The 23892-nt window shown below is 42.4% G+C and carries 22 protein-coding genes; 8 read left to right on the plus strand and 14 right to left on the minus strand.

Annotated features, from left to right (window positions below; all coding sequences use genetic code 11):
- Window positions 1-22: 22 nt before the first annotated feature.
- The 3 genes from GGD38_RS35840 to guaB form a co-directional block, all read right to left on the minus strand.
- Window positions 23-823 carry an alpha/beta fold hydrolase gene (locus tag GGD38_RS35840; RefSeq protein ID WP_375303644.1) on the minus strand — a complete coding sequence of 267 codons (801 nt, stop codon included), beginning with the start codon at window positions 821-823 and terminating at the stop codon, window positions 23-25.
- 9 nt (window positions 824-832) lie between these two features.
- Window positions 833-2065 carry a DUF4105 domain-containing protein gene (locus GGD38_RS35845; protein ID WP_375303645.1) on the minus strand — a complete coding sequence of 411 codons (1233 nt, stop codon included), beginning with the start codon at window positions 2063-2065 and terminating at the stop codon, window positions 833-835.
- Between the two features lie 97 nt (window positions 2066-2162).
- Window positions 2163-3665: an IMP dehydrogenase gene (gene guaB, locus GGD38_RS35850; protein WP_375303646.1), complete on the minus strand. Its 1503-nt coding sequence runs from the start codon at window positions 3663-3665 to the stop codon at window positions 2163-2165.
- A gap of 107 nt (window positions 3666-3772) precedes the next feature.
- Between guaB and GGD38_RS35855 the strand changes: the two genes are divergently transcribed.
- Window positions 3773-4522, plus strand: a complete 750-nt coding sequence (locus tag GGD38_RS35855) for an XRE family transcriptional regulator (protein ID WP_375303647.1) — start codon at window positions 3773-3775, stop codon at window positions 4520-4522.
- 478 nt (window positions 4523-5000) lie between these two features.
- A complete protein-coding gene (locus GGD38_RS35860) occupies window positions 5001-7508 on the plus strand; it encodes a DUF5916 domain-containing protein (RefSeq protein WP_375303648.1) in 2508 nt (835 codons plus the stop codon).
- 192 nt (window positions 7509-7700) lie between these two features.
- Here the strand turns inward: GGD38_RS35860 and GGD38_RS35865 are convergent, their stop codons facing one another.
- Both GGD38_RS35865 and pdeM read right to left on the minus strand, forming a co-directional pair.
- Window positions 7701-8624 (minus strand): histone deacetylase, encoded by a 924-nt coding sequence (locus GGD38_RS35865; RefSeq protein WP_375303649.1) that lies wholly within the window; start codon window positions 8622-8624, stop codon window positions 7701-7703.
- A complete protein-coding gene (gene pdeM / locus GGD38_RS35870) occupies window positions 8621-9277 on the minus strand; it encodes a ligase-associated DNA damage response endonuclease PdeM (protein WP_375303650.1) in 657 nt (218 codons plus the stop codon). Before pdeM ends, GGD38_RS35865 begins: the two co-directional genes overlap by 4 nt.
- 306 nt (window positions 9278-9583) lie before the next feature.
- Between pdeM and GGD38_RS35875 the strand changes: the two genes are divergently transcribed.
- A complete protein-coding gene (locus GGD38_RS35875) occupies window positions 9584-10372 on the plus strand; it encodes a sensor histidine kinase (protein ID WP_375303651.1) in 789 nt (262 codons plus the stop codon).
- Window positions 10373-10413: 41 nt separating this feature from the next.
- Window positions 10414-11076, plus strand: coding sequence for a response regulator (locus GGD38_RS35880; RefSeq protein WP_375303652.1), 663 nt, complete (start codon window positions 10414-10416; stop codon window positions 11074-11076).
- 82 nt (window positions 11077-11158) lie between these two features.
- On the opposite strand, the gene GGD38_RS35885 is transcribed toward GGD38_RS35880, so the two are convergent.
- On the minus strand, window positions 11159-11818 hold the full coding sequence (locus GGD38_RS35885; protein WP_375303653.1) for a response regulator: 660 nt from the start codon (window positions 11816-11818) through the stop codon (window positions 11159-11161).
- Window positions 11819-12727: 909 nt separating this feature from the next.
- On the opposite strand from GGD38_RS35885, the gene GGD38_RS35890 reads away from it, so the two are divergent.
- From GGD38_RS35890 to GGD38_RS35905, 4 genes are all read left to right on the plus strand, one after another.
- Window positions 12728-13114 carry a hypothetical protein gene (locus tag GGD38_RS35890; protein ID WP_375303654.1) on the plus strand — a complete coding sequence of 129 codons (387 nt, stop codon included), beginning with the start codon at window positions 12728-12730 and terminating at the stop codon, window positions 13112-13114.
- Window positions 13115-13863: 749 nt separating this feature from the next.
- Window positions 13864-14709: a sensor histidine kinase gene (locus GGD38_RS35895; RefSeq protein ID WP_375303655.1), complete on the plus strand. Its 846-nt coding sequence runs from the start codon at window positions 13864-13866 to the stop codon at window positions 14707-14709.
- Window positions 14710-14855: 146 nt separating this feature from the next.
- Entirely contained in the window at window positions 14856-15512 is a 657-nt protein-coding gene (locus GGD38_RS35900) for a response regulator transcription factor (protein WP_081167365.1), read from the plus strand.
- Window positions 15513-15650: 138 nt separating this feature from the next.
- Complete coding sequence (locus GGD38_RS35905; RefSeq protein ID WP_375303656.1) at window positions 15651-16376, plus strand: hypothetical protein; 726 nt, start codon at window positions 15651-15653, stop codon at window positions 16374-16376.
- Between the two features lie 43 nt (window positions 16377-16419).
- Here GGD38_RS35905 and GGD38_RS35910 read toward each other — a convergent pair whose 3' ends face one another.
- From GGD38_RS35910 to GGD38_RS35945, 8 genes are all read right to left on the minus strand, one after another.
- On the minus strand, window positions 16420-17082 hold the full coding sequence (locus tag GGD38_RS35910) for a 3-oxoacid CoA-transferase subunit B (protein ID WP_375303958.1): 663 nt from the start codon (window positions 17080-17082) through the stop codon (window positions 16420-16422).
- Window positions 17083-17147: 65 nt separating this feature from the next.
- Complete coding sequence (locus tag GGD38_RS35915; RefSeq protein ID WP_375303657.1) at window positions 17148-17849, minus strand: CoA transferase subunit A; 702 nt, start codon at window positions 17847-17849, stop codon at window positions 17148-17150.
- A gap of 68 nt (window positions 17850-17917) precedes the next feature.
- The gene (locus tag GGD38_RS35920) at window positions 17918-18511 is read right to left on the minus strand and encodes a DUF4296 domain-containing protein (RefSeq protein ID WP_375303658.1); all 594 of its coding nucleotides are present in this window, start codon (window positions 18509-18511) and stop codon (window positions 17918-17920) included.
- On the minus strand, window positions 18508-19431 hold the full coding sequence (locus GGD38_RS35925) for a DUF4835 family protein (protein ID WP_375303659.1): 924 nt from the start codon (window positions 19429-19431) through the stop codon (window positions 18508-18510). Before GGD38_RS35925 ends, GGD38_RS35920 begins: the two co-directional genes overlap by 4 nt.
- Window positions 19424-20620 (minus strand): bifunctional phosphopantothenoylcysteine decarboxylase/phosphopantothenate--cysteine ligase CoaBC, encoded by a 1197-nt coding sequence (gene coaBC, locus GGD38_RS35930; protein WP_375303660.1) that lies wholly within the window; start codon window positions 20618-20620, stop codon window positions 19424-19426. Before coaBC ends, GGD38_RS35925 begins: the two co-directional genes overlap by 8 nt.
- Window positions 20621-20779: 159 nt before the next feature.
- A complete protein-coding gene (locus GGD38_RS35935) occupies window positions 20780-21121 on the minus strand; it encodes a DNA-directed RNA polymerase subunit omega (RefSeq protein ID WP_081198487.1) in 342 nt (113 codons plus the stop codon).
- Window positions 21096-21911 (minus strand): outer membrane protein assembly factor BamD, encoded by an 816-nt coding sequence (locus tag GGD38_RS35940; protein WP_375303661.1) that lies wholly within the window; start codon window positions 21909-21911, stop codon window positions 21096-21098. The genes GGD38_RS35935 and GGD38_RS35940 overlap by 26 nt, the downstream gene beginning before the upstream one ends.
- A gap of 152 nt (window positions 21912-22063) precedes the next feature.
- Complete coding sequence (locus GGD38_RS35945; RefSeq protein ID WP_375303662.1) at window positions 22064-23722, minus strand: OmpA family protein; 1659 nt, start codon at window positions 23720-23722, stop codon at window positions 22064-22066.
- Between the last annotated feature and the right edge of the window lie 170 nt (window positions 23723-23892).

Raw genomic sequence — 23892 nt, forward strand, 5'->3', positions numbered from 1 at the left:
AAGGTTATTTACGTTAGCCCAATTAACCATGCATCAAAAAGGCATCAATAAAATTGTTACTAAGTACAGGTTCCTCCCACATTCCCATATGTCCGGAATGTTCAAGTGTATTAATATATGAAAACCCGGGCATATAACACTGTTGCATCCCGTGTTCATAGGGCACTGCAGCATCATGTTTTCCTAAAATAAACAATATTGGGCGGGGAAAGTTTTTTAGCACATGCGTACGATCGGGCCGCACCATCATGGCCTGATAGTAATTTACGAGAGATTGACCAATAAAGTTGGTGTAGCGGGCAAGAATTTTACGCACCATTTCGGACTGGTGCTTTTTTGTTTCTTCTGAAAAAAGATTGGGAATTGATTGCTCAAGAAATTTAGCCGGGCCATTTTGCTGAATAAACTCAATACCCCTGCGGCGGGCTGTCTTTTTTTCTTCGCTATCGGCAAAAGCAGTAGAATGAAACAACCCAAACGATTGTAACCGGTTGGGCCATGCATCGGCAAACGCCAGTGTAATGTACCCACCCATACTGTGACCGATCATACTAACAGTTTCTATTTTCTCCTGGTCAAGAATGAGGCGAATGCAATCGGCAAAATACTCCATCGACCACACAGCATCGTTTAAAGGGGATTGGCCACTTCCGGGCAAATCGGGAATAATAAACTGAAACTTATCTTTCAGCGCAGCTATCTGGTTCTCCCATACCGTACCATCTTCCGAAAAACCATGCACCAATACCACAGGCCGCCCATTCCCTTCTACACGGTAATATACCGGCTCACCATTCAAAACAATACTGCTTTCTTTTACCATGCCCTGAAGTTACTTAAGTTCTATATTCGTTGTATTAGTACTTAAGACCACATTGGTGGTATTTTTCGATTTTAATTTCTTTTTAAAAAGATTGCCACGGAAATTACTGCGAACTAATACGATACCCAGTATTGGCAATACCGCCATATTTATTTTCTGCGGAATGAACAACCAGCAAATGGCAAATAACAACGTAAGCACAAATACCACTCTGAAGTATTGCTGTATCCAGTTTCTTTTTAAATACACAACAAAGGCAATAAAGAAGTGCGTTGGCAATGCCCAGCCAAGATTATAATTATTTTGGCAAACAGTATCAATGCGTATGGCCCATAAGGTTACCATTACCAGCCCGAGGATACCCAGAAGTAAAAAAAAGACAGCATCAAAAACATTCAGAAAACCCCGCGCAAATTTATTGTCGCTAAACGAAAGCAAAGTGATCAAAGTGAACAAAGCTGCGAAAACAAAAATGGGGGTGAACAAAGTAGCCGGTGGGGATACAGGCGTAATTGCCAGCACAACGCTTTTTTGTTCTAACAAAGGTCTTCCATTTACAGTTGCACTGTCAATGCCTTTCATCAGGTAATCGGGCAAAAACATGGCCGATTCATTGGTAACCTTTTTATCGAGATTACTTCCCAATAAAAAGTCGATACCCAGTTTGCTCCAGGGCTGGTTGCCTTTATCGAGGTAGGAATGAATTAAATTACGGTATGAAGGAATTGCTGAGGGTAAAATATTATTAAAAACTACCGGGGCGCCCGACTTCTGTACAATTATATCGCGGGCGCGGGTGGTACAGTTATCGGTATGAAAATAATAATTATAATATCGGTTCTGCCCCCGTGCATTTTCGCGAAGGGCGGCATATAAGCGCTGTTTTTCTTCGTTGGTAAGGTTCAGGTTCTGCTCAAAAACATACCGTTGCTCGTATTGGTATTCGGCCAGGAAATCCTGAAAGGAATAGTTTGACAGGGAATACACCATTATTCCTTCAGTGAACCTTACATAAAACCGGGGATCGCGATCATCGAAGGTGCCATAATTATACACCATATCTCTACCGCTTACACTATCGGTAACTCTAATGGCAGTATGTCCAAATGTGGTATATAATTCAGCACCGGGGCTGCAGGTAAGTAAACTAATGCGCAAACGACTTGAACCGGATTGGGCTACAACCGTTAAACAGAAGAACGGAAAAAGAAACAATAAAATGCAACGGAGCTTTAGCTTCATCGGCAAGAATTTAAAAATACAAGTTACAAGTTTCAGGTTACAAGTTTCAGGAGAAATAGCAGCCCTGTAACCTGTAACTTGTAACATGTTACAGAATCTATCTTCTGCTATAATTCGGCGCTTCTTTGGTAATATCAATATCGTGCGCGTGGCTTTCTTTAATACCGGCATTGGTAATGCGTACAAACTGAGCCTGCTGTAAGGCTTTGATATCTTTGGCGCCACAATAACCCATACCCGATCTAAGGCCACCTACATATTGATAAACGATCTCACTTAAGCTTCCTTTAAATGCTACCCGGCCTTCGATACCTTCGGGTACATATTTTTTAATATCGGCCTCCACATCCTGGAAGTATCTGTCGCCACTACCCTGGCTCATAGCACCCAGAGATCCCATACCGCGATATTGTTTGAATTTTCTTCCTTCGTAAATTATGGTTTCGCCAGGGCTTTCTTCGGTACCTGCAAAAATGCTACCCATCATTACCAGGTTTGCACCGGCAGCCAGGGCCTTTACCATATCGCCAGTGTAGCGAATACCACCATCTGCGATTAATGGAATACCCATTTTATGCAGTACAGAAGCAGCTTCCATAATGGCAGTGATCTGTGGAACACCAGCACCAGCAACTATACGTGTTGTACATATAGAACCGGGACCAATACCAACCTTCACCGCATCGGCGCCAGCTTCGGCTAAAGCTTTTGCACCTGCTGCCGTACCTACGTTACCAGAAATGACCTGTAGTTTTTTAAAGTTCTTTTTCAGGGTTTTCAATGCATCAATAACACCTTTGCTATGACCGTGTGCACTATCCAAACACACCACATCTACCCCTATTTGTTGTAAGGCTGCGGCACGATCGAGCAGGTCGCGGGTAATACCCAGCGCTGCGCCAACCAGTAAACGACCATTTGAATCCTTTACTGCATTGGGGTAATTTTGCACCTGCAGAATGTCGCGATAGGTGATCAGCCCAAACAAGGTACCGTCTTTTTTAACTATCGGCAGCTTTTCGATCTTATGCTGTTGTAAAATTTTTTCCGCTTTTTTAAGGTTGGTGCCTTCGGGAGCGGTAATGAGGTTTTCGCGGGTCATTACCTCACTTACAATGCGTTTGTTATCAGTTTCAAAACGCAGATCGCGATTGGTTAAAATACCAACCAGCTTCTTATTATTATCAACAATGGGAATACCACCAATGCGATTTTCTTTCATCAACCGCTGGGCATCGCCAATAGTAGCGTCTTCGTGTAAAGTAATGGGCTCGAGGATAAGGCCGCTTTCACTTCTTTTCACTTTCCGTGCCTGCTCAACCTGCTTTTCAATGCTCATATTCTTGTGCAGAATACCCAAACCGCCTTCACGGGCCAGGGCAATGGCCAGATTGGCTTCCGTTACCGTGTCCATGGCGGCCGATAACATGGGAATATTCAATTGAATAGATTTGGTAAGCCAGGTGCGGATTTCTACATCTCGGGGCAGTACCTGCGAATAAGCGGGAACCAGTAAAACGTCGTCAAACGTTAAGCCTTCACCAAAAAACTTACTTGAATTGGGGGATTTCTTCTGTGGAGCACTATTTCTTGTTGCCATGTGCAAAGATATAATAGCTAAATAATACGCTCCAAATGAAATTTTAATGACCATTTTAGCGCGCAATGATAAAATAATTAGTATTTTAGCGCTAAACTTATTAGTCTATGTCTACTGCCGGTAAAAATCTGAAATACCTTCGCAAACTGCGCGGGTGGACCCAGGAAGAGTTTGCCACCAAATTGCAGATCAAACGTTCACTACTGGGCGCTTATGAAGAAGAGCGGGCAGAGCCTCGCATTGAAGTACTGGAAACAGTTGGTGAAATGTTTAAGCTCACGCTCGATGAGCTGTTGCTGAAAGATCTGGCAGATACCAAAGGTAACTACCTCGCCAAACGACGAGCGCAAAAGCTGGCGGCAGGCACTAATGAGATACAATTTGTACCGGTAAAAGCTGCGGCCGGTTATCTGGCCGGCTATGCCGATCCTGAATTTATTGATGAACTGAACACCTTCACATTGCCTATGCTGGCCCCGGGCCAGTACCGCGCATTTGAGATAGTGGGAGACTCTATGCTGCCCACCCCAAGCGGTTCAATTATTGTGGGCGAAAAAGTAGATGACATCAACGATGTAAAGAACAACTTTACATATATAGTAGTATCGCGCAATGAAGGCATTGTGTACAAAAGGGTAATGAAGAACAATCGCTCAAAGAACAAATACACACTTGTAAGCGATAACCCCACTTACCAACCCTACCAGGTAAATGGCGAAGACATAATTGAAGTATGGAAAGCTGCCATGATATTGGGTAAAGCCAACGCCCAACCACACTGGAATGTAAACCAGCTTGCCAATGTGGTAAATACATTACAGGAACAGGTAAGCTATTTAAAGAAGAAAATAAATTAGTCTTTCAACAACCGGCATACGCCTAATTAATAGGCGTATGCCGGTTGTTGAAAGGGACTTTCACGAGACGCTAATCCCAGATTGATCCCGGTCACATTCAATCTGAGCCATGCTTAATGGCTATCTGCCCAGCCAGTCTTCGCTTTGCAGTAATAACTTCTCCCCGATTGTTGGTACAATAAAACCCTCACAGGCAACTATTTCCTTGCCAAATTTGCCACGACTTCTTATCTTGGGAAATAATTCAAGGGCTGTCTACGCGCGACCAGACATTCCCGCCAGTAATTTGCCATACATATTCTTTCCCTTTAAAATGGTTAGCAAAAAAAGGTATGTTAATCCGCCTGCGCGTAAAATTCAATGAAACATTAGAATGACTACCAATCACCAGGCGAGTGATGATGTTAGTGTATGTATTTTTTTATGACTCTGGTTCAAAATCTAAATTCGGCTATTTTTGCCCCCCTTAAAATAACCTATGCTTAAAAGGCTGGTTGTTATATTACCACTAATTGCCTATGCCGGGCTTTATGCTCAGCCCAAACGAACGCAGGCCATACAGGTTGCCCAGGCGCCCCGCATTGATGGCAGCCTCGATGATGCCGCCTGGCAACAGGCACCCATAGCTTTCGACTTTGTTACCAATACACCCGTGTTTGGCGACCCCGCATCAGTAAAAACTGCTGTAAAGGTTGTGTATGATAATAACGCCATTTACATTGGCGCATACTTATACGATGACCCTGCTGAAATACGGCAACAATACACAACCCGCGATAATCAGCAACGGGCGAACGTTGACTTCTTCTCTGTTTTCTTAGATACATATAAAGACCGGCAAAATGCTTTTCAGTTTTTGGTAACCGCCCGTAATGTTCAAACAGATGCACGGGTAAGCGCCAGTTACTCTGGTGAAGATGGAGCTTATGGCGATGTAACCTGGGATGCGGTGTGGAATAGTAAAGTAGGAATGCGCACCGATGGCTGGATAGTTGAAATGCGTATACCGCTTTTTTCAATTCGCTTCTCGCGCAAAACCGAAAACGACTGGGGCATACAGTTCATGCGTTTTAGCCGCCGGTTTAATGAAACCTCTTTCTGGAATTCTGTTAACCCGGCCGTAAATGGCTTTGCCAACCAGTTTGGCAATATTTCAGGCCTTAATAACCTGGTGCCGCCCTTACGCCTTAGCTTTTCGCCCTACGTAAGCGGAGGCTATCGCCAAACACCACACATTAACAGTACCCAGCAATATGAAACATTGAAAAGTGGTGGTATGGATGTTAAATTTGGTATTAACGAAAGCTTTACCCTCGACGCCACCTTAATACCCGATTTTGGCCAGGTGATCTCGGATAATGTAGTGAACAACCTAAGCCCGTTTGAAATAAGGTTTCGCGAAAACCGCCCCTTCTTCACCGAAGGCACAGAACTGTTCAATAAAGCCGGCATCTTTTATTCGCGCCGTATTGGTAAAATGCCCGACTACTATGACTCAATACAGGACAAAATAACTTCAGGGGAATTAGATGGTTATCAATTACTGAAGAACCCATCGGTAACCCGGTTATATAATGCCGTTAAGTTTTCGGGGCGAACAGGCAATAAACTGGGTATTGGTATCTTTAACGCCGTTACCGAAAATGTCAAAGCCAAACTACGTAACCGCTACACAGGCAAAGATTCAACAGTAACAACCGAGCCCCTTACCAACTACAATATTATTGTGCTGGACCAGGCATTAAAGAACCGTTCGTATATAACCCTTACCAATACCAATGTGCTGCGCAACGGTTATGAACGCGATGCCAATGTTACAGCTGTAGATGTGGCATTGTACGATAAAGCCAACCGGTTTGGACTGATGATAAAACCCCGGTATAGTGTGGTATACGAAGGCCTGGGCCGCTATGATGGGTTTGCCAATTTTTTTGAAGCAGGAAAAGTAAGCGGCAAACTACAGTATTCCTTTACTAATGAATTACGCTCGGCGCAATATGATCCCAACGATCTGGGCTTTCAGTTATCACCAAACGCTTTTTCAAATACGGCGGCAGTAAGTTATAATATTTACCAGGCCAACCGGTGTTTTTTAAACCAGGTGTATAAAGTCGCGTACAGGCAGGATTACCTGTTTAAACCATTTACCTGGCAAAAAACAAATATTGAAGCCTCCGCTTCGTGGTTATTAAAAAACTTTTGGAGCCTTTCACTAAGCGCCGATGTTGCCCCACGGTGGTTCAACGATTTCTTTGAAATGCAAACACCATCGAGTTTGTTCGAAACCCCACGGCAACCATTAAAACGCTCGTCTTACTACAGTCTGTTTATCGATGGCAGTACCGATAACCGCAACCCCCTGATCGTAAGCTGGCTTATAGGTGGTGCCGAAGGGCCGTTGCCCAACGATCCGTTCTATGCACTTCAGGGCGCTGTTCGCTACCGGTTCAGCGACCGGCTGATGCTTGAACTGAGTTACAGACGCCAATATGATAATGGCCAGTTTGGCTATGCGTTCGTTCGCGATCCGGTTACCAAATCGCCTATACTGGCCCGGCGCAAATATGCCGATGTAACAACGGTTTTTAGTGGTGTGTACAATTTCACTTCGCGTATGAACCTTACCTTCAGGGCCCGCCACTTTTGGAACAACCTGTTTAACACCAACCTGTATAATATTCAAACCGATGGCTCCTGGACGGAAAGAACAGATCTGCTGCCTCCCAAATACAATATAAATTACAATGCCTTTAATTTAGATGTGTTTTATACCTGGGATTTTCGGTTAGGCAGCCGGTTAATTCTTGGCTGGAAGAACTGGCTGGGCAAAGACTATGAAACTGCCATCAATGGCATTGTATACAGCTTCTATTTAACCAATATTCACCGAATGTTCAGCATGCCGCATGGCAATGAGTTTACTATTAGGTTTATTTATTTCTTAAATTATCAGCAGCTCGGTATAAGAATGAAGAATAAAAAGTGAGTATAGGGGTCGGCACTCGTTATTAATTGTTGGGGGGAATTTTCCCTATGACCTTATAGAGACCTTACAGCGACCTTATAGCGACCTTATAGCGATGTTATAGCGACCTTATAGCGATTCAACCAGCTGGCAGCACCATGGCAACTCCATGGTTACTCCATAGCAACTCCCTTGCAGTATCTATGTAACAACTCACCAACTAAAAATGTCCTTAGCCGCCCTAAACGTATTGCAATGCGCTTCAACAATTGTTTTAATATCTGGTGAATAACCTCCGCCCATGGCTACCACACAGGGAATTCGTTTTGCTTTCAACTGAGCGAGCACCATTTCATCGCGCTGTTTGCAGCCCGCTATACTCACGTTCAGTTTACCGAATTTATCGGTCGATAAAATATCTACCCCCGATAAATAAAATGCAAAATCTGGTTGCAGCTGATCGAGCAAAGTATGTAGGGTATTTTGAAGCAGACTTAAATAAAGTTTATCATCAGTACCATCATTGAGACCAATATCAAGGTCACTTTTTTCCTTATGGAACGGATAGTTATGTGCCCCATGCATACTAAAGGTAAACACCCGCGGTTCTTTTTCAAACAAACTGGCCGTGCCATTTCCCTGATGAACATCGAGGTCAATTATGATGATCTTATGTGCAAGGCCTTTTTTAAGTAAGTAGTTAGCCGCTACACCAAAATCGTTCAACAAACAAAACCCTTCTCCTCTATTGGCAAAAGCATGATGTGTACCACCGGCTACATTAAGGGCAACTCCATGCTCCATTGCAAAATGACAGCAATCGATGGTACCCTGGGTTATCACAAACTCCCGGCGGGTAAGCTGGGGCGATTGCGGAAACCCAATATGCCGTTGTTCACGTGCCGATAATGTTTGCTGATGCAATCGTTGAACATATTCCTTATCGTGCGTCCACAACACCACTTCATCGGCACAGGCAGACGGTGTAAATAAATTGTTTGGGGTAATGGTTCCTTCGTATAATAATTGCTCGGGGATCAATTCGTATTTAAGCATGGGAAACCGGTGCCCTTCGGGCAACGGGTGCGCATAAATAGGATCAAATGCTATTTTCAATAAAGGCGGCGTTGGGTTCATTGTAACTGTACAATATGATCGTTCACTATAGCAAATACATTTTCCTCATAATCGGGTTGCACCAGGGCAATGCCGGTAAAACGGCTAAATGCAGGCAACACACAAAAGTCTTTCGCAAAATAAAAACAGGGAAAGCTCAACGATTGTTTAGCCGCGCCCCTGATACGAACACCGGGATGAATATGGCCCGAAAAAAAATATTCTCTTCTGCGGGGCGCCACATCATCGAGGTCGTGCCTGAACCTGAACTCACCTATATGCAATTCTTCATCGGCCACATGAATAGCACATTGGCGGTACCAGTTTTCGTGAAGAATGTCGTGGTTACCCTTCACCAAATGTATGGGCAGGCCCGAAAAATCTTCGCGCCAACGCTGAAAAAGCTCCAGTTCTTTATTTTGATGACTATGAAACAGATCGCCCACCACTATCAATTGTTGTGGTTGAAAATATTGTATTAAATGTACCAGCCGTTGCAGATCTTCTTTATATACAGCTTGGGGCACAGCAATGCCCGATTTACGGAAGTGCCCGGTTTTGCCAAAGTGCAGGTCCGAAACGATCAATGCTTTCTCTTCTTCCCAAAAAACACACCTGTGAGCCGACAACCAAAGTTGTTGCCGTAATAATTTATATGAAACCGGCGCCTGCATACTCTTCTAAAAAATTAAATATATAATGCAAATCCAATATTAGTGTGAAAAACAACAGTACGTATTGTGCTTTTTCACATTTCTTAATTTAAAAATCAGCTTAGTTTAAGGGCCGCAATTTACTTTATTAATGGCCCTCATCAAGCTGAATATTGACAACCTGCTTACTGAATTTGATAAGTCATTCTATTCCATGCCGCTAACGATCGCTCAATCCTATCGTAAAATCAGTAGTTGTACGGTAGAATATGTGTGAGTCATTAATTTTCTTTGTTACAAACATGTAATTAACCAAGCCAGCAGCATATGCCCGGGGAGAAACATAACATTATTATATTTATCATTATAACCAGCCTGTTTATTCTCATCCTCATCTTTTTTATTGTATTCATTTTATTCCTGTATCAACGCCGGCATATCTCTTATCAAAAAGGACTTGAAGTGCTGAAATCTGATTTCGAAAAAACCTTACTTACTACCCAGCTCGAAATACAGGAACAAACCTTTCAAAGCATCTCGCGCGAAATACACGACAACATCGGGCTTTCACTTACGCTTGCCAAACTGAACCTGAATACCATTGACTGGAACAATACAGCCCACTCACAAGAAAAAGTAGTTGGGTCAATAAATTTTATTTCACGGGCAATTGAAGATCTGAGTTATATTTCCAAGGCATTGCATACGGGCTTTATTGAAGAGAATGGATTACTGAAAGCGCTTGAACTGGAAATAAATAAAATTCAAAAACTGGGTATATACAATATACGGTACGATGTTACCGGCTCGCCGGTGTATATGAAAACCCAAAAAGAACTGGTAATATTCAGGATCATACAGGAAGTATTGAACAACTGTATAAAACATGCCGAAGCAACCGCAATTACGTTGTTGTTGCATTATCAAAGCAACCAGGTTGAAATTGAATTGAGTGATGATGGCGTGGGCTTCTCGCGCAGGCCTACTGATGGCCAGGGCGGCAAGGGCACAGGATTAATGAACATTGTTAAACGGGCTGCATATATCGATGGCAGCTGTCAGATAAACAGTTTTCCGGGTAAAGGCACTACGGTACTATTGAAAATACCTTATTAATAAGAGCACAATTTTAAAGCGACTTTGACCGATATATTATTATGATCAATCAGGATTCTCCCATACAGGTAGCATTGGCCGATGACCATATTCTTTTACGCGATGCCCTGGCATCATTAATAAACACGTTCGATAATTGCAAGGTGATCTTTACTGCATCGAACGGACAGGAAACGCTTACCAAGATCAAAAGCAATCAAATACCCGATGTACTTATACTCGATCTCAATATGCCCCTGCTCGATGGTCACGATACTTCAGTTTGGTTAACAAAGCATTACCCCAACATACATGTATTGATGCTCACTATGTACGATACCGACCTTACACTCATCAGGCTATTACAGGCAGGCGTACGGGGCTTTCTGAAAAAAGATGTTCACCCCGATGAATTAAAATTCGCCATCAGGTCGGTTATGGAATCGGGTTACTACTACTCACATAATGTTACCGGCAAATTGGTAAACCTGTTCCGTAATACGCTGGAAGATCTTTCGCAAAAAAAGAACCTGTTGAATACGCAGGAACTGCAATTTCTGAAACTAAGTTGTTCAGAGTTGACGTATAAAGAAATAGCTGTTGAAATGCAGCTTAGCCCACGGGCGGTTGATGCATTGCGCGATCAGTTATTCAATCGTTTAGATGTAAAAAGCAGGGTAGGATTGGCCATGTATGCCATACGGCATGGGCTGGTGAGCTTTTAAATATTGAATATCCAATATTAAATGATGAATGTAGAAGGGGATTTTACTTCAACATTGGAAATTCAACATTCAGTATTCATTATTAATCAATGAGTTTATTGCGCATGCCGTACATAATAAGACCGGCAATGGTTTTGGCGCCCACTTTTGATTTCATATTCTGGCGAATGGTTTCAATAGTGCGGGGGCTGAGGAACACTTCTTTTGAAATTTCCTCGGTGGTTTTATCTGCAGCCAGCAGCTTTAGTATGCGAATTTCTTTTTCGGAGAATTTTATGGGATTGGGGTAAAACTGCCGTACCTGTTTCTTGGTTTGCAGTTTCGATAGTACAGCTTTATTAACAAGATCATTAAAGTAAAAGTCATCATTCATGCAGGTAAGTATAGCCTGATATATCTCTTCAGGGTCAGAGGTTTTGGTGAGGTAAGCATTGGCGCCCATTTCCATCATCTTGGTGATCATTTCCTGTTCATCGTACATAGTAAGTACAACGATCTTTACATCACTGTATTCCTTACGCAGTATACCAATAGCGTTCACCCCATCTACTTCGGGCATACGAATATCCATCAACAAAACATCAGGTTTTTTGATCTGCATCTTATGCATCAGATCTTTACCGTCTTCGGCTTCCCAAAGGATCTTCAGGTACTCTTTACCTTTCAAAGCCATCTTAATGCCGTCGCGAAATATCTTATGATCGTCGGCAAGTGCTACTTTAATAACCAGTTCAGTGCTCATAATGGGTAAGGTTGGCTTATTAATGGGTTATAAGTTGTTCCGTTTTTGGTACAATACGCCCTACCGCTTAACCCCTCGATCAATGTATGATCTTAGCGGGGCCTTAACCTTCAGGCAATATCGTATAAAAAAACGATTCCACTCACTTTGTAAACGTTAGTTTACCAGGATCAATAGAAATTGTACCAGTTTTACCTACGACGCTTTTACGTGTTTACCGGTAAATCCCGAATTTTTAAAAAAGAGCAATTCCGCTATTGCGAACTGGCGGGTGGCCTACTACTTTTGTTCAGAAGTTGATTGGTAAGGAATGGCAACCTTAAAACATCCAATATTCTGATTACCGTCCTAAAAAATAATTTCCAACGATCTTATGAATGCCGCCTGTCAAATCCAATATCAGTCAACTTCTTCTTTTTGTATCATTCACACCTGTTTCAAATAACCACCTCATCCTACAAAACGAAATCATACCCTTGTAAAAAATATAGTACAGTTGATCACTGTTTTGATCAGTTGTATTTGCAATCTTGTTAGCCGTAAATAAGAAAAGGAAATTTTTTGCAAGAGCTGCTACAAACTGCGCCCCGTTTTTAAAATCCGAACACTACTTAAGCATTAATTCTGCATAACTTAAGCATTTTCACTTATCCACATTTGTGAACAAACGTCCTGTAAACGGAAGTCACACGAACTTTCACTATAGTAAATATACGGTAAACTACGAGAAATTTTCCCCCATTTTAAATCGTAATATTTCCTAGTAAATTTCCCCGAAACGCAGGCCCGTAGAGCATTCCGGGCAAAATTACACCATTTATGCCTGCACGCAACCCGTTGTATATCTTTTTTTTTGGAGGTTTCTTACTAACCGGAACCACTATTTACAACCTCTAAAAACTTACTACTATGATGCAGACGAAACTCACCACTAAATGTAACATTGCTACCATTGGTGAAGAAATTACTCACGAATTAGGCGCTGAACTTGTTAGCAACTACCGCAAGGCTCACCCGAACGATGTTAAAGCATTCATCGTTGGAAAAGAGATCCTTAGCCAAATTCTGGCTCAACCCGGTTGCGCTGGTATTCAGTTCTTCAATGCCATCAACGAAATGGGCCAAAAAACCCTGGTTTACGTAGGCCTCGATCAAAATGGAAAACAACTGGTTAACTATTCTGTAGTTACAACTGATGCTCAACTTCAAACTGAAAAAGGTATTGTTGCCGACAGAGCTGTGCCTTCTGGCGACGATCCATGTTTCGGCGACGACTGGTTTTTTAATATTGATTAAATAAACCTGAATCTCTATATTTGAGGTAAATAGCCTGATATAGAGAGTTATTTCATACATATCAGTACATTTTCTTCATTATTACCCGTAATTCTCTTTCTCGCCTTTTTAAGGCATACAAAAAGGAAGGAATTATGGGTAATCTTTATTTACTCTATTTACTCTTTCTTAAATGATATAATATTACTTTACCTGGCCAATAAAAGCACAACGAGACTTTTGCTTAGTACATACACATTGGTTGAATTTTTCCTTTTCAGCTTTTTTATCTGGCTTATCATTGACAACCGGCAGTTTAAAAAAGTCATTGCTGCAGTTTCAACACTGTTTATTATATTTATCTGCTATTACTTCTTTACCACAAAATGGAATTTTTTCGATTCGGTACCAGTAGCCTGTGAATCAATATTGATCTTTACGTTTTCCCTTTATTATCTGTTCGAGCAAATAAACAAACCCAGAGTGCTATTTATATATAATACCTCCATGTTCTGGATTATTCTTGGTTTCCTGGTGTATTTAGCGGGGTCTTTTTTTATATATACCTTCGCTGATAATCTGGATAGAGATGACCGGGTAAAATTTTGGTTCATCCCATTCATCTTTAATACCATTAAAAACATTTTCTTTAGCATAGCTTTTTCGCGGAGAGAAGCAAAGGATAAAAACAGCTCCAGCCTGTCGTCCTCATATGATAATTTTTTTAAAACCCCATTTAACCCATTATAAACCCCGCTTCTCACATACTAATGATCTTGCTGCAAGCCAATCATGGCACCAGTCAGTTCCCTATGGTACTTTACTTTGGTACAATAGGTATGCTGGTACTCACCATTGGCCTCATTGTTTTTATTATTTTTCACCAACGAAAGGTGATCCGCTATCAAATGCAGTTGCAGCATATGGAGCAGGAACAACAAAAAATGTTGCTCAATGCTTCTATTCGCCTGCAGGAAGAAGAAAGGCAACGCATTGCCGCCGACCTGCACGATGATGCGGGCCCCCTACTGGCCACTGCGCGGTTGTACCTGAACGAAAACCTGGTAAACCTCGACAAAACAACCCAACTGCAGAGTATCTACAATGCCAAACAGATCATTGATGATACCATTCAACTCATTCGTAATATTTCGCATAGCCTGATGCCCCCTACCCTTAAGAACTTTGGGTTAGAATCGGCCGTGAACGACCTTTTTCAAAAGATCAGCGGCTCGGGTAGTATGAATGCCAGCTGCCGTTTTCACGATTACCGCGAACGCCTGCACGCAGACCAGGAGCTGATCATCTTTAGGGTGATACAGGAGCTGGTAAACAACATATTGAAACACAGTAATGCCAGTTTTATTCACCTTACCCAGAACCTGAGTGGTAATAAATTGTATATTCGCCTCCATCACGACGGCCGGGGTATTACCCAGGCCGATTTTGATAAACTGAATAAAAGCAATGTGGGCCTGGGTTTAAAGAATATTCAAAGCAGGTTGAAACTCCTGCATGGACGCATTTATTTCGAAAAGGATATTTCACAAACGTATTATAAGGTTACTATCGAAATTCCCCGCGTAGAGGAAGAACCGGTAGCACCACAGATATAAATAATTGGTTCATATTTTGATAAGGGCTACTAACGTAAATTAGTGGGGCGGATTAAGTGTTTATACTAACGTACGGATGCAATACCCCCTGAATGCCTAAACACTGAAGATTTTTAGTAATTTAGTTTTGCCAATATCATAAACAGATGGGACCTATAAAAGTGGCTATAGCTGATGACCACAAAATATTCCGTAAAGGAGTAATATTGTCGTTAAGGCCTTATACAAACATAAAATTCGTACTCGAAGCAGAAAACGGTCAGGAACTGTTGGATAACTTACCAACTGCCCCTGAACAACCCGATGTTATTTTAATGGATTTACGTATGCCTTTAAAAGACGGCATTGAAACCACTAAAGTTATCGCCCGCCAGTATCCCAACATCCACGTTATAGCCCTCACCATGTATGAAGATGAAAGGTTTGTGAGCCATATGATGGAAATTGGCGCTAATGGTTACCTACTTAAAAGTGCAGACCCCTCCGAAATAAAGAAAGCAATAATGGAGGTTATGAGCAAGGGGTACTACCTGAATAACTTTGTAAACAGGATCCTTTTAAAAAAATCACACGCCCGGGTAAAAGTTGTACCAAGCTTAAACAATGAAATAACCCTGAGCGACCGCGAACGCGATGTGATAAAATATATTTGCATGGAGTTTACCGCCCATGAAATTGCACAAAAATTAGAGGTGAGTCCGCGTACTGTTGAAGCCATCAAAGACCGATTGATGGAACGTTTTGGAGCAAAGAACACGGCAGGCCTGGTATTTTTTGCAGTTAAAAATAACCTGATTGATTAAACTCCCGGCAACCCTTAACCAGGGATGAAATGTAATTTGTATAACGAATAACAGCCGGCATTATGTTGATACCCTTAACAGCGTTAAGAACACCATCGCCCCCTATGAAGAACCGGTTTGGCCCTGAACTGTTTGACCATGGTAAAAACCGGTGGAAGTATATTTATTGCCCTTCCGCTGGTAGTAATGCTACTGTCATTACTACCCGTGTACATTCTCTTTGTTCGTAAAGTAACTGTTTCAGCCATACTTAACGTACTTAGGGCTCTCTGTCTTTTTGTGTTTCTTCAATACCTCACTCTTTACTTTATACAACCCGGTGTTGCCGCATTACAAACTGCCTTCAAGCTGGCAGAATTTACCCTCGCATTTTATTTATTCAAATTACTGATGACCTCGGCCCAAACAAAAGACCTGATGAAAATGGGGCTGGTATCATTTCTTTCAGTGATCATAACTATTTATGCGTTAAAAGGCATAGCGGCTTATGCCGGTATTATCACATTAATACAAAGTAGCCTGCTTACCGTATTGGCAATTGTAACCCTGTATCAGCTCATTAGCAACCGGCAAATAATGATAGCTAATGAACCCGGTTTCTGGATCGCGGGTGGCTTATTGTGTTATAACGGAATGGTAGTGCTTATGGAAGCGGTAGCCGGCAACCCAACAGGCCTGCCCTTACAAATACAACAGGAAAAAGAAATGATCATTACTATTGCCGATATGTTACGAATGGCGTTCTTTATTGTGGCAGCTACTATGGCGGGAAAAAACAATAAAGAAGACAACAATAAGATAGAAGAAGCGCCGCCTCCACTTCCGCCAATCTCTACCAGGCCACCCTTCAAAATAAAATATTAACCCATTCCCTTGTATTTCATTATCACATTAGCTAATTATCACATTAGCTAATTGACATTTCCGGTATGTCGCCTTCAATAACAAGTTTGCCTAATGTTTTATTGCGAATTTCTTCAACGCTTATTCCCGGCGCCCGCTCAATTAACTTAAAGCCGCCCTGGGGCAATACATCGAGCACCGCCAATTCAGATACTATACGTTTTACACACTTCACACCGGTTAAAGGCAAGGTACAGGCAGGTAGTAATTTCGATTCACCCTTGGGGTTGGTATGCATCATAGCCACAATAATATTTTTTGCGCTGGCCACCAGGTCCATAGCGCCTCCCATACCCTTCACCATTTTACCAGGTATTTTCCAATTGGCAATATCACCGTTCTCCGATACTTCCATGGCGCCAAGTACCGTAAGGTCAACCTTGCCCGCGCGAATCATACCAAAGCTTTCTGCACTATCAAAAAAGGCGCCGCCAGGTATTACGGTAACCGTTTCTTTTCCGGCATTAATAAGATCGGCATCTATTTCTTCTTCAATTGGGTAAGGACCCATGCCCAGAATACCGTTTTCTGATTGTAGCATAATGGTTATGCCATCGGGTATATAGTTTGCCACTAAGGTGGGAATGCCAATGCCCAGGTTTACGTACATACCATCACGTAACTCCTGCGCAATGCGTTTTGCTATACCGTATTTATCTAAAGCCATGTAGTTTTTAGTTTTAAGTTCTTAGTTTTTAGTTCCGTTGAACTTCATAACTCGCGACTGTATGCTCACTTCCCTTCGATCTTTACCGTTTTGCGTTCAATGCGCTTCTCATAGTTTGTTCCCTGAAACAGGCGATGTACATATATACCGGCAACATGAATATGATCGGGGTCAAGTTCACCCGGCTCAACAAGGTGCTCAACTTCGGCAATGGTAACTGTACCGGCCTTTGCTATAGAGGTGGAGAAATTACGGGTTGTTTTCCTGAATACCAGGTTGCCATAGCGATCGCCCTTCCAGGCCTTTACAATGGAGAAATCGGCGTACAGCGCATGCTCCATCAAATGCATTTTATTATTGAACTCACGCACTTCTTTTCCCTCGGCTATTTCGGTTCCGTACCCAGCCGGAGTATAAAAAGCAGGTATGCCCATGCCAGCCATTTGAATACGGGTTGCCAGTGTACCCTGGGGTATAAGATCAACCTCCAGTTCACCAGTTAACAACTGCCTTTCAAATTCGGCGTTCTCTCCTACATAGGAGCTCATCATTTTTTTTACCTGGCGGGTCTTTAAAAGTAAGCCTAATCCGAAGTCATCGACACCGGCGTTGTTGGAGATACAGGTAAGATTTTTAACACCTTTGCGTACAAGGGCAGCGATACAATTTTCAGGAATACCACATAAACCGAATCCACCCAGCATAATGGTAGCATTATCCTGAATGTCGGCAATGGCTTCATCAGCATTGGCAACAACTTTTTGCATAGCAAGCAATTTATTGATAAAAATAAGCAACTACCCCTCAACAAGCCAAAATGGTACTGGGGATTTTTTTACGGCTTCTTTAATTGAATGCGGTGTAAACTATCGTCATTAAGACGCCTCATGGGGCCACGCTTGAATCTTTTACGAAGTTCCTCAGTCGACGTACGTGGCGTCAACGGCGATAGTGGATTGGCAGTATTTGTACTAACAGGCTTTACAGTCTTTGTGGTATCAACTGCAGGCTTATTTGTTGAGTCTTTTTTAGTAAGTGAATCAACCTTAGGATGCGCAGTGGCAGTATCAAGCGGTTGAGGCTTATTCATTTCTTCGCGACGGCGATTGGCCCTGGTGGCCAGGGTGTCGAACATGGCGCGTGCAATGTCGGGGCGACTCATGTAAAACTTATAGCTCTTTACAAACTCGTCCTTTGAAATTTGATGTATCTCAAAAACCTGGGCGTATAATTTAAAGGTCTCTTTTTTGAGGTCGTTGGCACTATCGCGTACAAAGGTATCCCTGTAGCGTTCGGCTTGTATCATGTCCCACAACACTTTTTCCATTTTGTCCTTCGGTAACACACCGGAAGGGATCTTGTCTTTATCTGTACAACTTATCACACACAATGCTATAGCGCTCAAACATACCAGTAATAGCCGGTTCATTTTAATTCCTGTTTATACGTATTGGAATTGGAGATATCTATCTTTTGCAGTATTTCCCTTGCCTTTTGTTTGTCTTCGGGAGTAGCTTTTTTAAATATACGGATCAGTTCGCTTGACTTTCCCTGAAAGAAGAACGGCACTATCATGGTATTGGGAATATCATTATTCATGGTATTGATCAGGCTCAGGGAATTGAGTATAGCGCTACGGGCCTCTGTTTCATTCTCGTACATATAATCCATACCCAGGCGGTAATAGCTATAAATAGCATCATGCATAAGATTGTAGCGGTTATTGGTAAGGTTTTCAGTTAACCAGTACCGGTTACGCAAACCATCAAATGCTTTCCAGCCCGAAATATCGCGGCCTTCCGGAGCATTGTTCACAATGTTCATGGCTTTCTGAAAATACAAATCGCCACCACGCAGTGAAAAAGAATCGAAATCGAGTCCCATTATAACGTTTACATAATAGGCAAGAATGGCAGGCAGGTTCCCTACCATTGGATCTGACCCCGATACCCGGTTCTCATTAAACTCAATGGGTTGGTATTCTACATATTTAAATGTCACGTTCTCATCTAAAAAATTGATCAGCGGACATTCATAGTTGGTATTGTAAATAGGGCGGGCGGCCTGTACGGTAAGCTTGGCCTTATAAACATTACCCGATTGTGTTTCAGTAATTTGTAATAAGAAGTTGCATTCTATCTTCTCATTGTTTTGAAAAGTTTCCTTTGTCCATTTGCGGTTGTTCAAAAAATTATTGAGCGCCGCCTGTAAGGTTTGAAACGCTTTTTTATCAGCGGGTGTACCCACTGCCTGGGTGTTAACGCTTATACGGGCTTTAAGCTCCTGGGCGCTCAGTATTACCGGCGCCAAAATCATCAGGCAAAGTGTATATACGATCTTTCTACACATATAGCAGGTTTACGATTCTATCAACGATATCTTTAGCCACTTGTTGTTTGGGCTTGCGGTCATAGGCATGCTCATTACCGCCTTTCTCAAAAATAGTAACCTTGTTGGTATCGTAGCCAAAACCGGCCCCTTCATCATTTAATGAGTTTAACACAATGAGGTCGGCGTTCTTTGAAGCCAGTTTATCAAGTGCATATTGCCGTTCGTTGGCAGTTTCCAGGGCAAAGCCTACCAGCAATTGACCGTTCTTCTTCACCTGCCCCAGGCTTTTCAATATATCTTTTGTTTTTGTTAGCTCTATAACCAGGCTACCACTTGTTTTCTTTATTTTTTCGGGTGCCGTTTCTACCGGCGTATAATCTGCTACCGCAGCACTCATCACGGCAATATCGGCTGTTGGGAATTCGGCCAGGCAGGCATCATACATTTGACCAGCAGTTTGCACTTTATGAACGTATATGCCGGGCATGGTGGTTTTCACTGCCGATGGTCCCAGCACCAGGTGTACTTCGGCCCCCCGGTTGGCCAGTTCTTCTGCAATGGCCACACCCATTTTACCTGAAGAATGATTACCAATAAAACGCACGGGATCAATAGGTTCGTAGGTAGGGCCGGCCGTTACCAGCGCCTTTTTACCAGCCAGGTCTTTTTTACCGAAAACATGGTCGTGCAGGTATTGCATAATGGCTTCGGGTTCGGCCATACGTCCATCGCCATATAAACCGCTGGCAAGCTCGCCTTTTTCAACCGGAATTATTCGGTTGCCAAACGACTCCAGCTTTTGCAGGTTAGCCTGGGTGGCGGGGTGATGCCACATATCTTCATCCATAGCAGGGGCAACTACTACCGGGCAGGTAGCGGAGAGCCAGGTAGCCAATAACATATTATCACACAGGCCATTGGCCATTTTAGCCAACGTGTTGCAGCTTAAAGGGGCTACTACCATAACATGGGCCCAGCGCCCCAGCATAACGTGATTCGACCAGGATTCGTTGTTAGCCAGTTCGGTAACCACCGCATTTTTTGATAATGTTGACAGGGTAAGCGGCGAAACAAATGCCCCGGCAGCTGGTGTCATTACCACTTTTACTTCGGCACCGGCCTTTACCAGCAGGCGTACCAGTAAAATTGATTTGTAAGCAGCTATGCTTCCGGTAACAGCCAGCAATATTTTTTTATCCTGGAACATAATTGGTTAAAATTAGGTCATTTAGGTTAAACAATATGGTTCGCTACCGGGCCTGTTTTTCAACAATAACATTAATACAACAAAGGTGAGAAACGCTATAAAAATAAAAAGCGACAGGTTGTTCACCGTCGCTTTCCATACATTTTTTACCAATACATATTAACTGAACAGGTCATCTTCATTTTTGCGATAATATATTTTATCATCGAAAAATTCCTGAGTAGCCAGCAACGATGGGTTAGGCATACGCTCATAAGCCCTTGAAATTTCAATCTGCTCTTTATTCTCATGAATCTCCTCCAGGCTATCGGTATGGCTGGCGAACTCTTCCAGTTTGTTATGCAATTCCTCTTTTAAAGAGATGTTGATCTGGTTAGCCCTTTTGGCAATAATGGCAATTGACTCATACACATTGCCGGTTTTAGCTTTAATGGCATTCAAATCTTTTGTTTCGGCCGTGTTAGCGGTGTTGGCGCTAATTTGTCTTCGTAATTTGCTCATTATTGTTGGCTTTAATATTGTTTTTAGATAATATCTCGTAATTCTCCACTTCCTTTTTAAAAGTGCTTTCAGGAAAACGGTCAGTAAAATCGTGGCACTCTGTAATTACCTGCTCAAAGCGGGTTATTTTCTTTTCCTCAATACTATTCATAGCAAATGAATAGTATGATTTTATGATCTGCAATTTATAAGCATCGCTTTTTTGCGAATCAGGAAAATCGTTCATCAGGCTGGTAAAAGCAATAGCCGCTGCCCGGTAATGCCCCATATTATAATATAAGGTGGCGCTGCTGTATTCCTTTTCTTCCAGTTTTGCCCGGCATTTGTCCATTATCTCCGACGCCTCTTTATTCTTGGGTGAATTGGGGTGCGTGTTGATAAAGGTTTGCATTAACCCGATCGTTTTCTGTGTATTTGTTTGATCGAGTTCGGGTTTGGGCGATTGCCTGTAATACGTATAAGCCCGCATATATTCCATTTCTTCTGCCTTGGGGCTGTTGGGAAATACCTCAACAAATTGCTTGAAAAGGTTTTCGGCCTGCAGCCAGTCGTGCAAATAATAGGAACAATAAGCATATTTATAGAAAAGATCTTCAAACTGTGGCTGCCCTTTCATCAATGGGAAAAGTTCCTCATATAATTGCTGGGCATAGTTGTACTTCTTTGCTACATAATACTTTTCGGCCATGCGCAATTTATAGTCATAGTCGGTACTCTTTTGCACCTTGGCAAATTTGGAGCATGACACTACGCTTAGGGCAATTATTGCAATTAGTAAAGCTGAACGCATAAAAGTGGGCAAAGTTAAGGTTTTCCTGCAAATATGTATGGAAAGGTGCGGTAACCCAAAAACAAGGCGTTAAGATAAATATAAAAACCTTCCCCCGGCAAAACGGGGGAAGGTTATACTATTAGTTAAAGCAATTTAAGCTAAAGTACTTTTTATCTGCCACGACGCAAGTTCGGGTGTGGAGCAGGCACTGTAGTAGGACCTTCTTCTTTAGTTCCATCGCGGAGGTCTACTGTGTTGCAATCACCACCGGTTTCACCATATTTGAAGATGAAACGATCTTGGCCAATACCTTCTTTATCAACCAGGTAGCTGATAACGGCATTTACACGATCCCAGCTTAACTGTTGTTCAGCTTTGCTAGAAGAGCAGTAACCGATAACTGCAATTTTACAGTTAGGATTTTCTTTGATCTTAGTAGCAGCTGAAGCCAGTAATGCTTTAGCGTCGTTGCTTAATGTAATTGATTTTGCTTTAAAAGTGATGCTTGGCAAGTCGCCAATTCCACAATCATTTTGATGTGCCAGCATGCTAGCAAGAGAATCGCAACATGCAGGAGGAGGACATTTACCAACACCATCAGCGTCAACAGGTTGACATTGTGTAGGAGTAACCAGTTCCTTGTCTTTGTAATCAGGAACACCATCACCGTCAGTATCGCGGCTAACACCATGGCTATCAACAGGAGCACCAGCAGGTGTATTTGGCTCTTGGTCGAATTGGTCAGTGATTCCATCGCCATCAGCGTCATCCAATACTGGTTTGGGGAGCTTCATGTGACGTGGTTTGTTAACCTCGTTGTAAGCGTAATCCAAAGGATTCAGCCACCACAAAGGTTCAACTGATTTGCTACCGATTGCCATGTTGATACCAAGAGACAGGAAGTTATAAGTATCGTAATCTCTTGATTGAGCAGTTTGTTGACCAGGACCATTTTCCTGCCATTGCTGACCGTCTAACAGGTCGGTTTTAGGAATGGTAACCTTGTCTTCCAGTGCAAGACTGAATTTTTTGTTTAATTTGAATTGAACACCAGCACCAAAGTTGATGATCGGGCGGAAAGGCTTATCGAATAATGTAGGTTGGCCTGGATCTGGAACAACTTTAGTTTCATATTTTCCGTCCAACTTGTCTTTCAAAGCCTTTCTGATGTCTTTTCTATTCTTGTAATTAAGATTGCCGCCGCCGATTTGCGCAATAACATCTTTGAAATCCTGCGCATAAGTGCCACTGCCATCTTTTAACGCATCGATTTTGGCGTCATAGATCATGCCACCCAAACCTCCAAATGCGTATACATTGAAGCTGCTTTTTGATTTATGGAAACGAATATTTGTCAGTGTTATTACACCCTGAAGGCTCAGGTCGTATACATTGGTTTTGTAGTTGTAGAATACAGGGTCGGTACCTGCTACATAACCTTGTTGTGCCCAAGCATCGTTCTTAGAGTAGCTTTGAGATGGTTGGAAGTTCAAACCTTTGGTAGTTCCAAAGCCCAATTGACCTCTTAATGAGAAAACATAACCCAAGGCCTTACGTACATGTAATGCAGCACCAAGACCAGGGAAACGATTACGAACATCACCGGAAATGCTGAACGCACCTGCCTGTAAACCTATCTCCCATTGATTACGGGGTTTAGCAGGGTAAGGATAGTTGTTTGCCATGAACTCGGTGTGCTGTGGGAGTCTTTTAGACGGTACAACTGAAGAGTCCTGAACATCATACGAACCACTTCCCAATTGTGCATGGGAGGCAGCAGATAACAGGAGCAATAAGCTTAGAAAACTTACGTACTTTTTGCTTGCCATAACTAAATTTTATGTGAAGGATTAAGTAACCTGAACTCAGAATCTGTGCAAAAATATTAATTGACAGCTAACTACCAAATTTTTTTCCCCAACACAATGTGCATTATCTTGCTGTTTTTCACACAGTAAGATCATTGTAGAGCAAATTAAATGCCTCTTACGTTATACAT

Source organism: Niastella sp. OAS944, from assembly GCA_024809215.1.
Classification (GTDB): Bacteria; Bacteroidota; Bacteroidia; order Chitinophagales; family Chitinophagaceae; genus Niastella.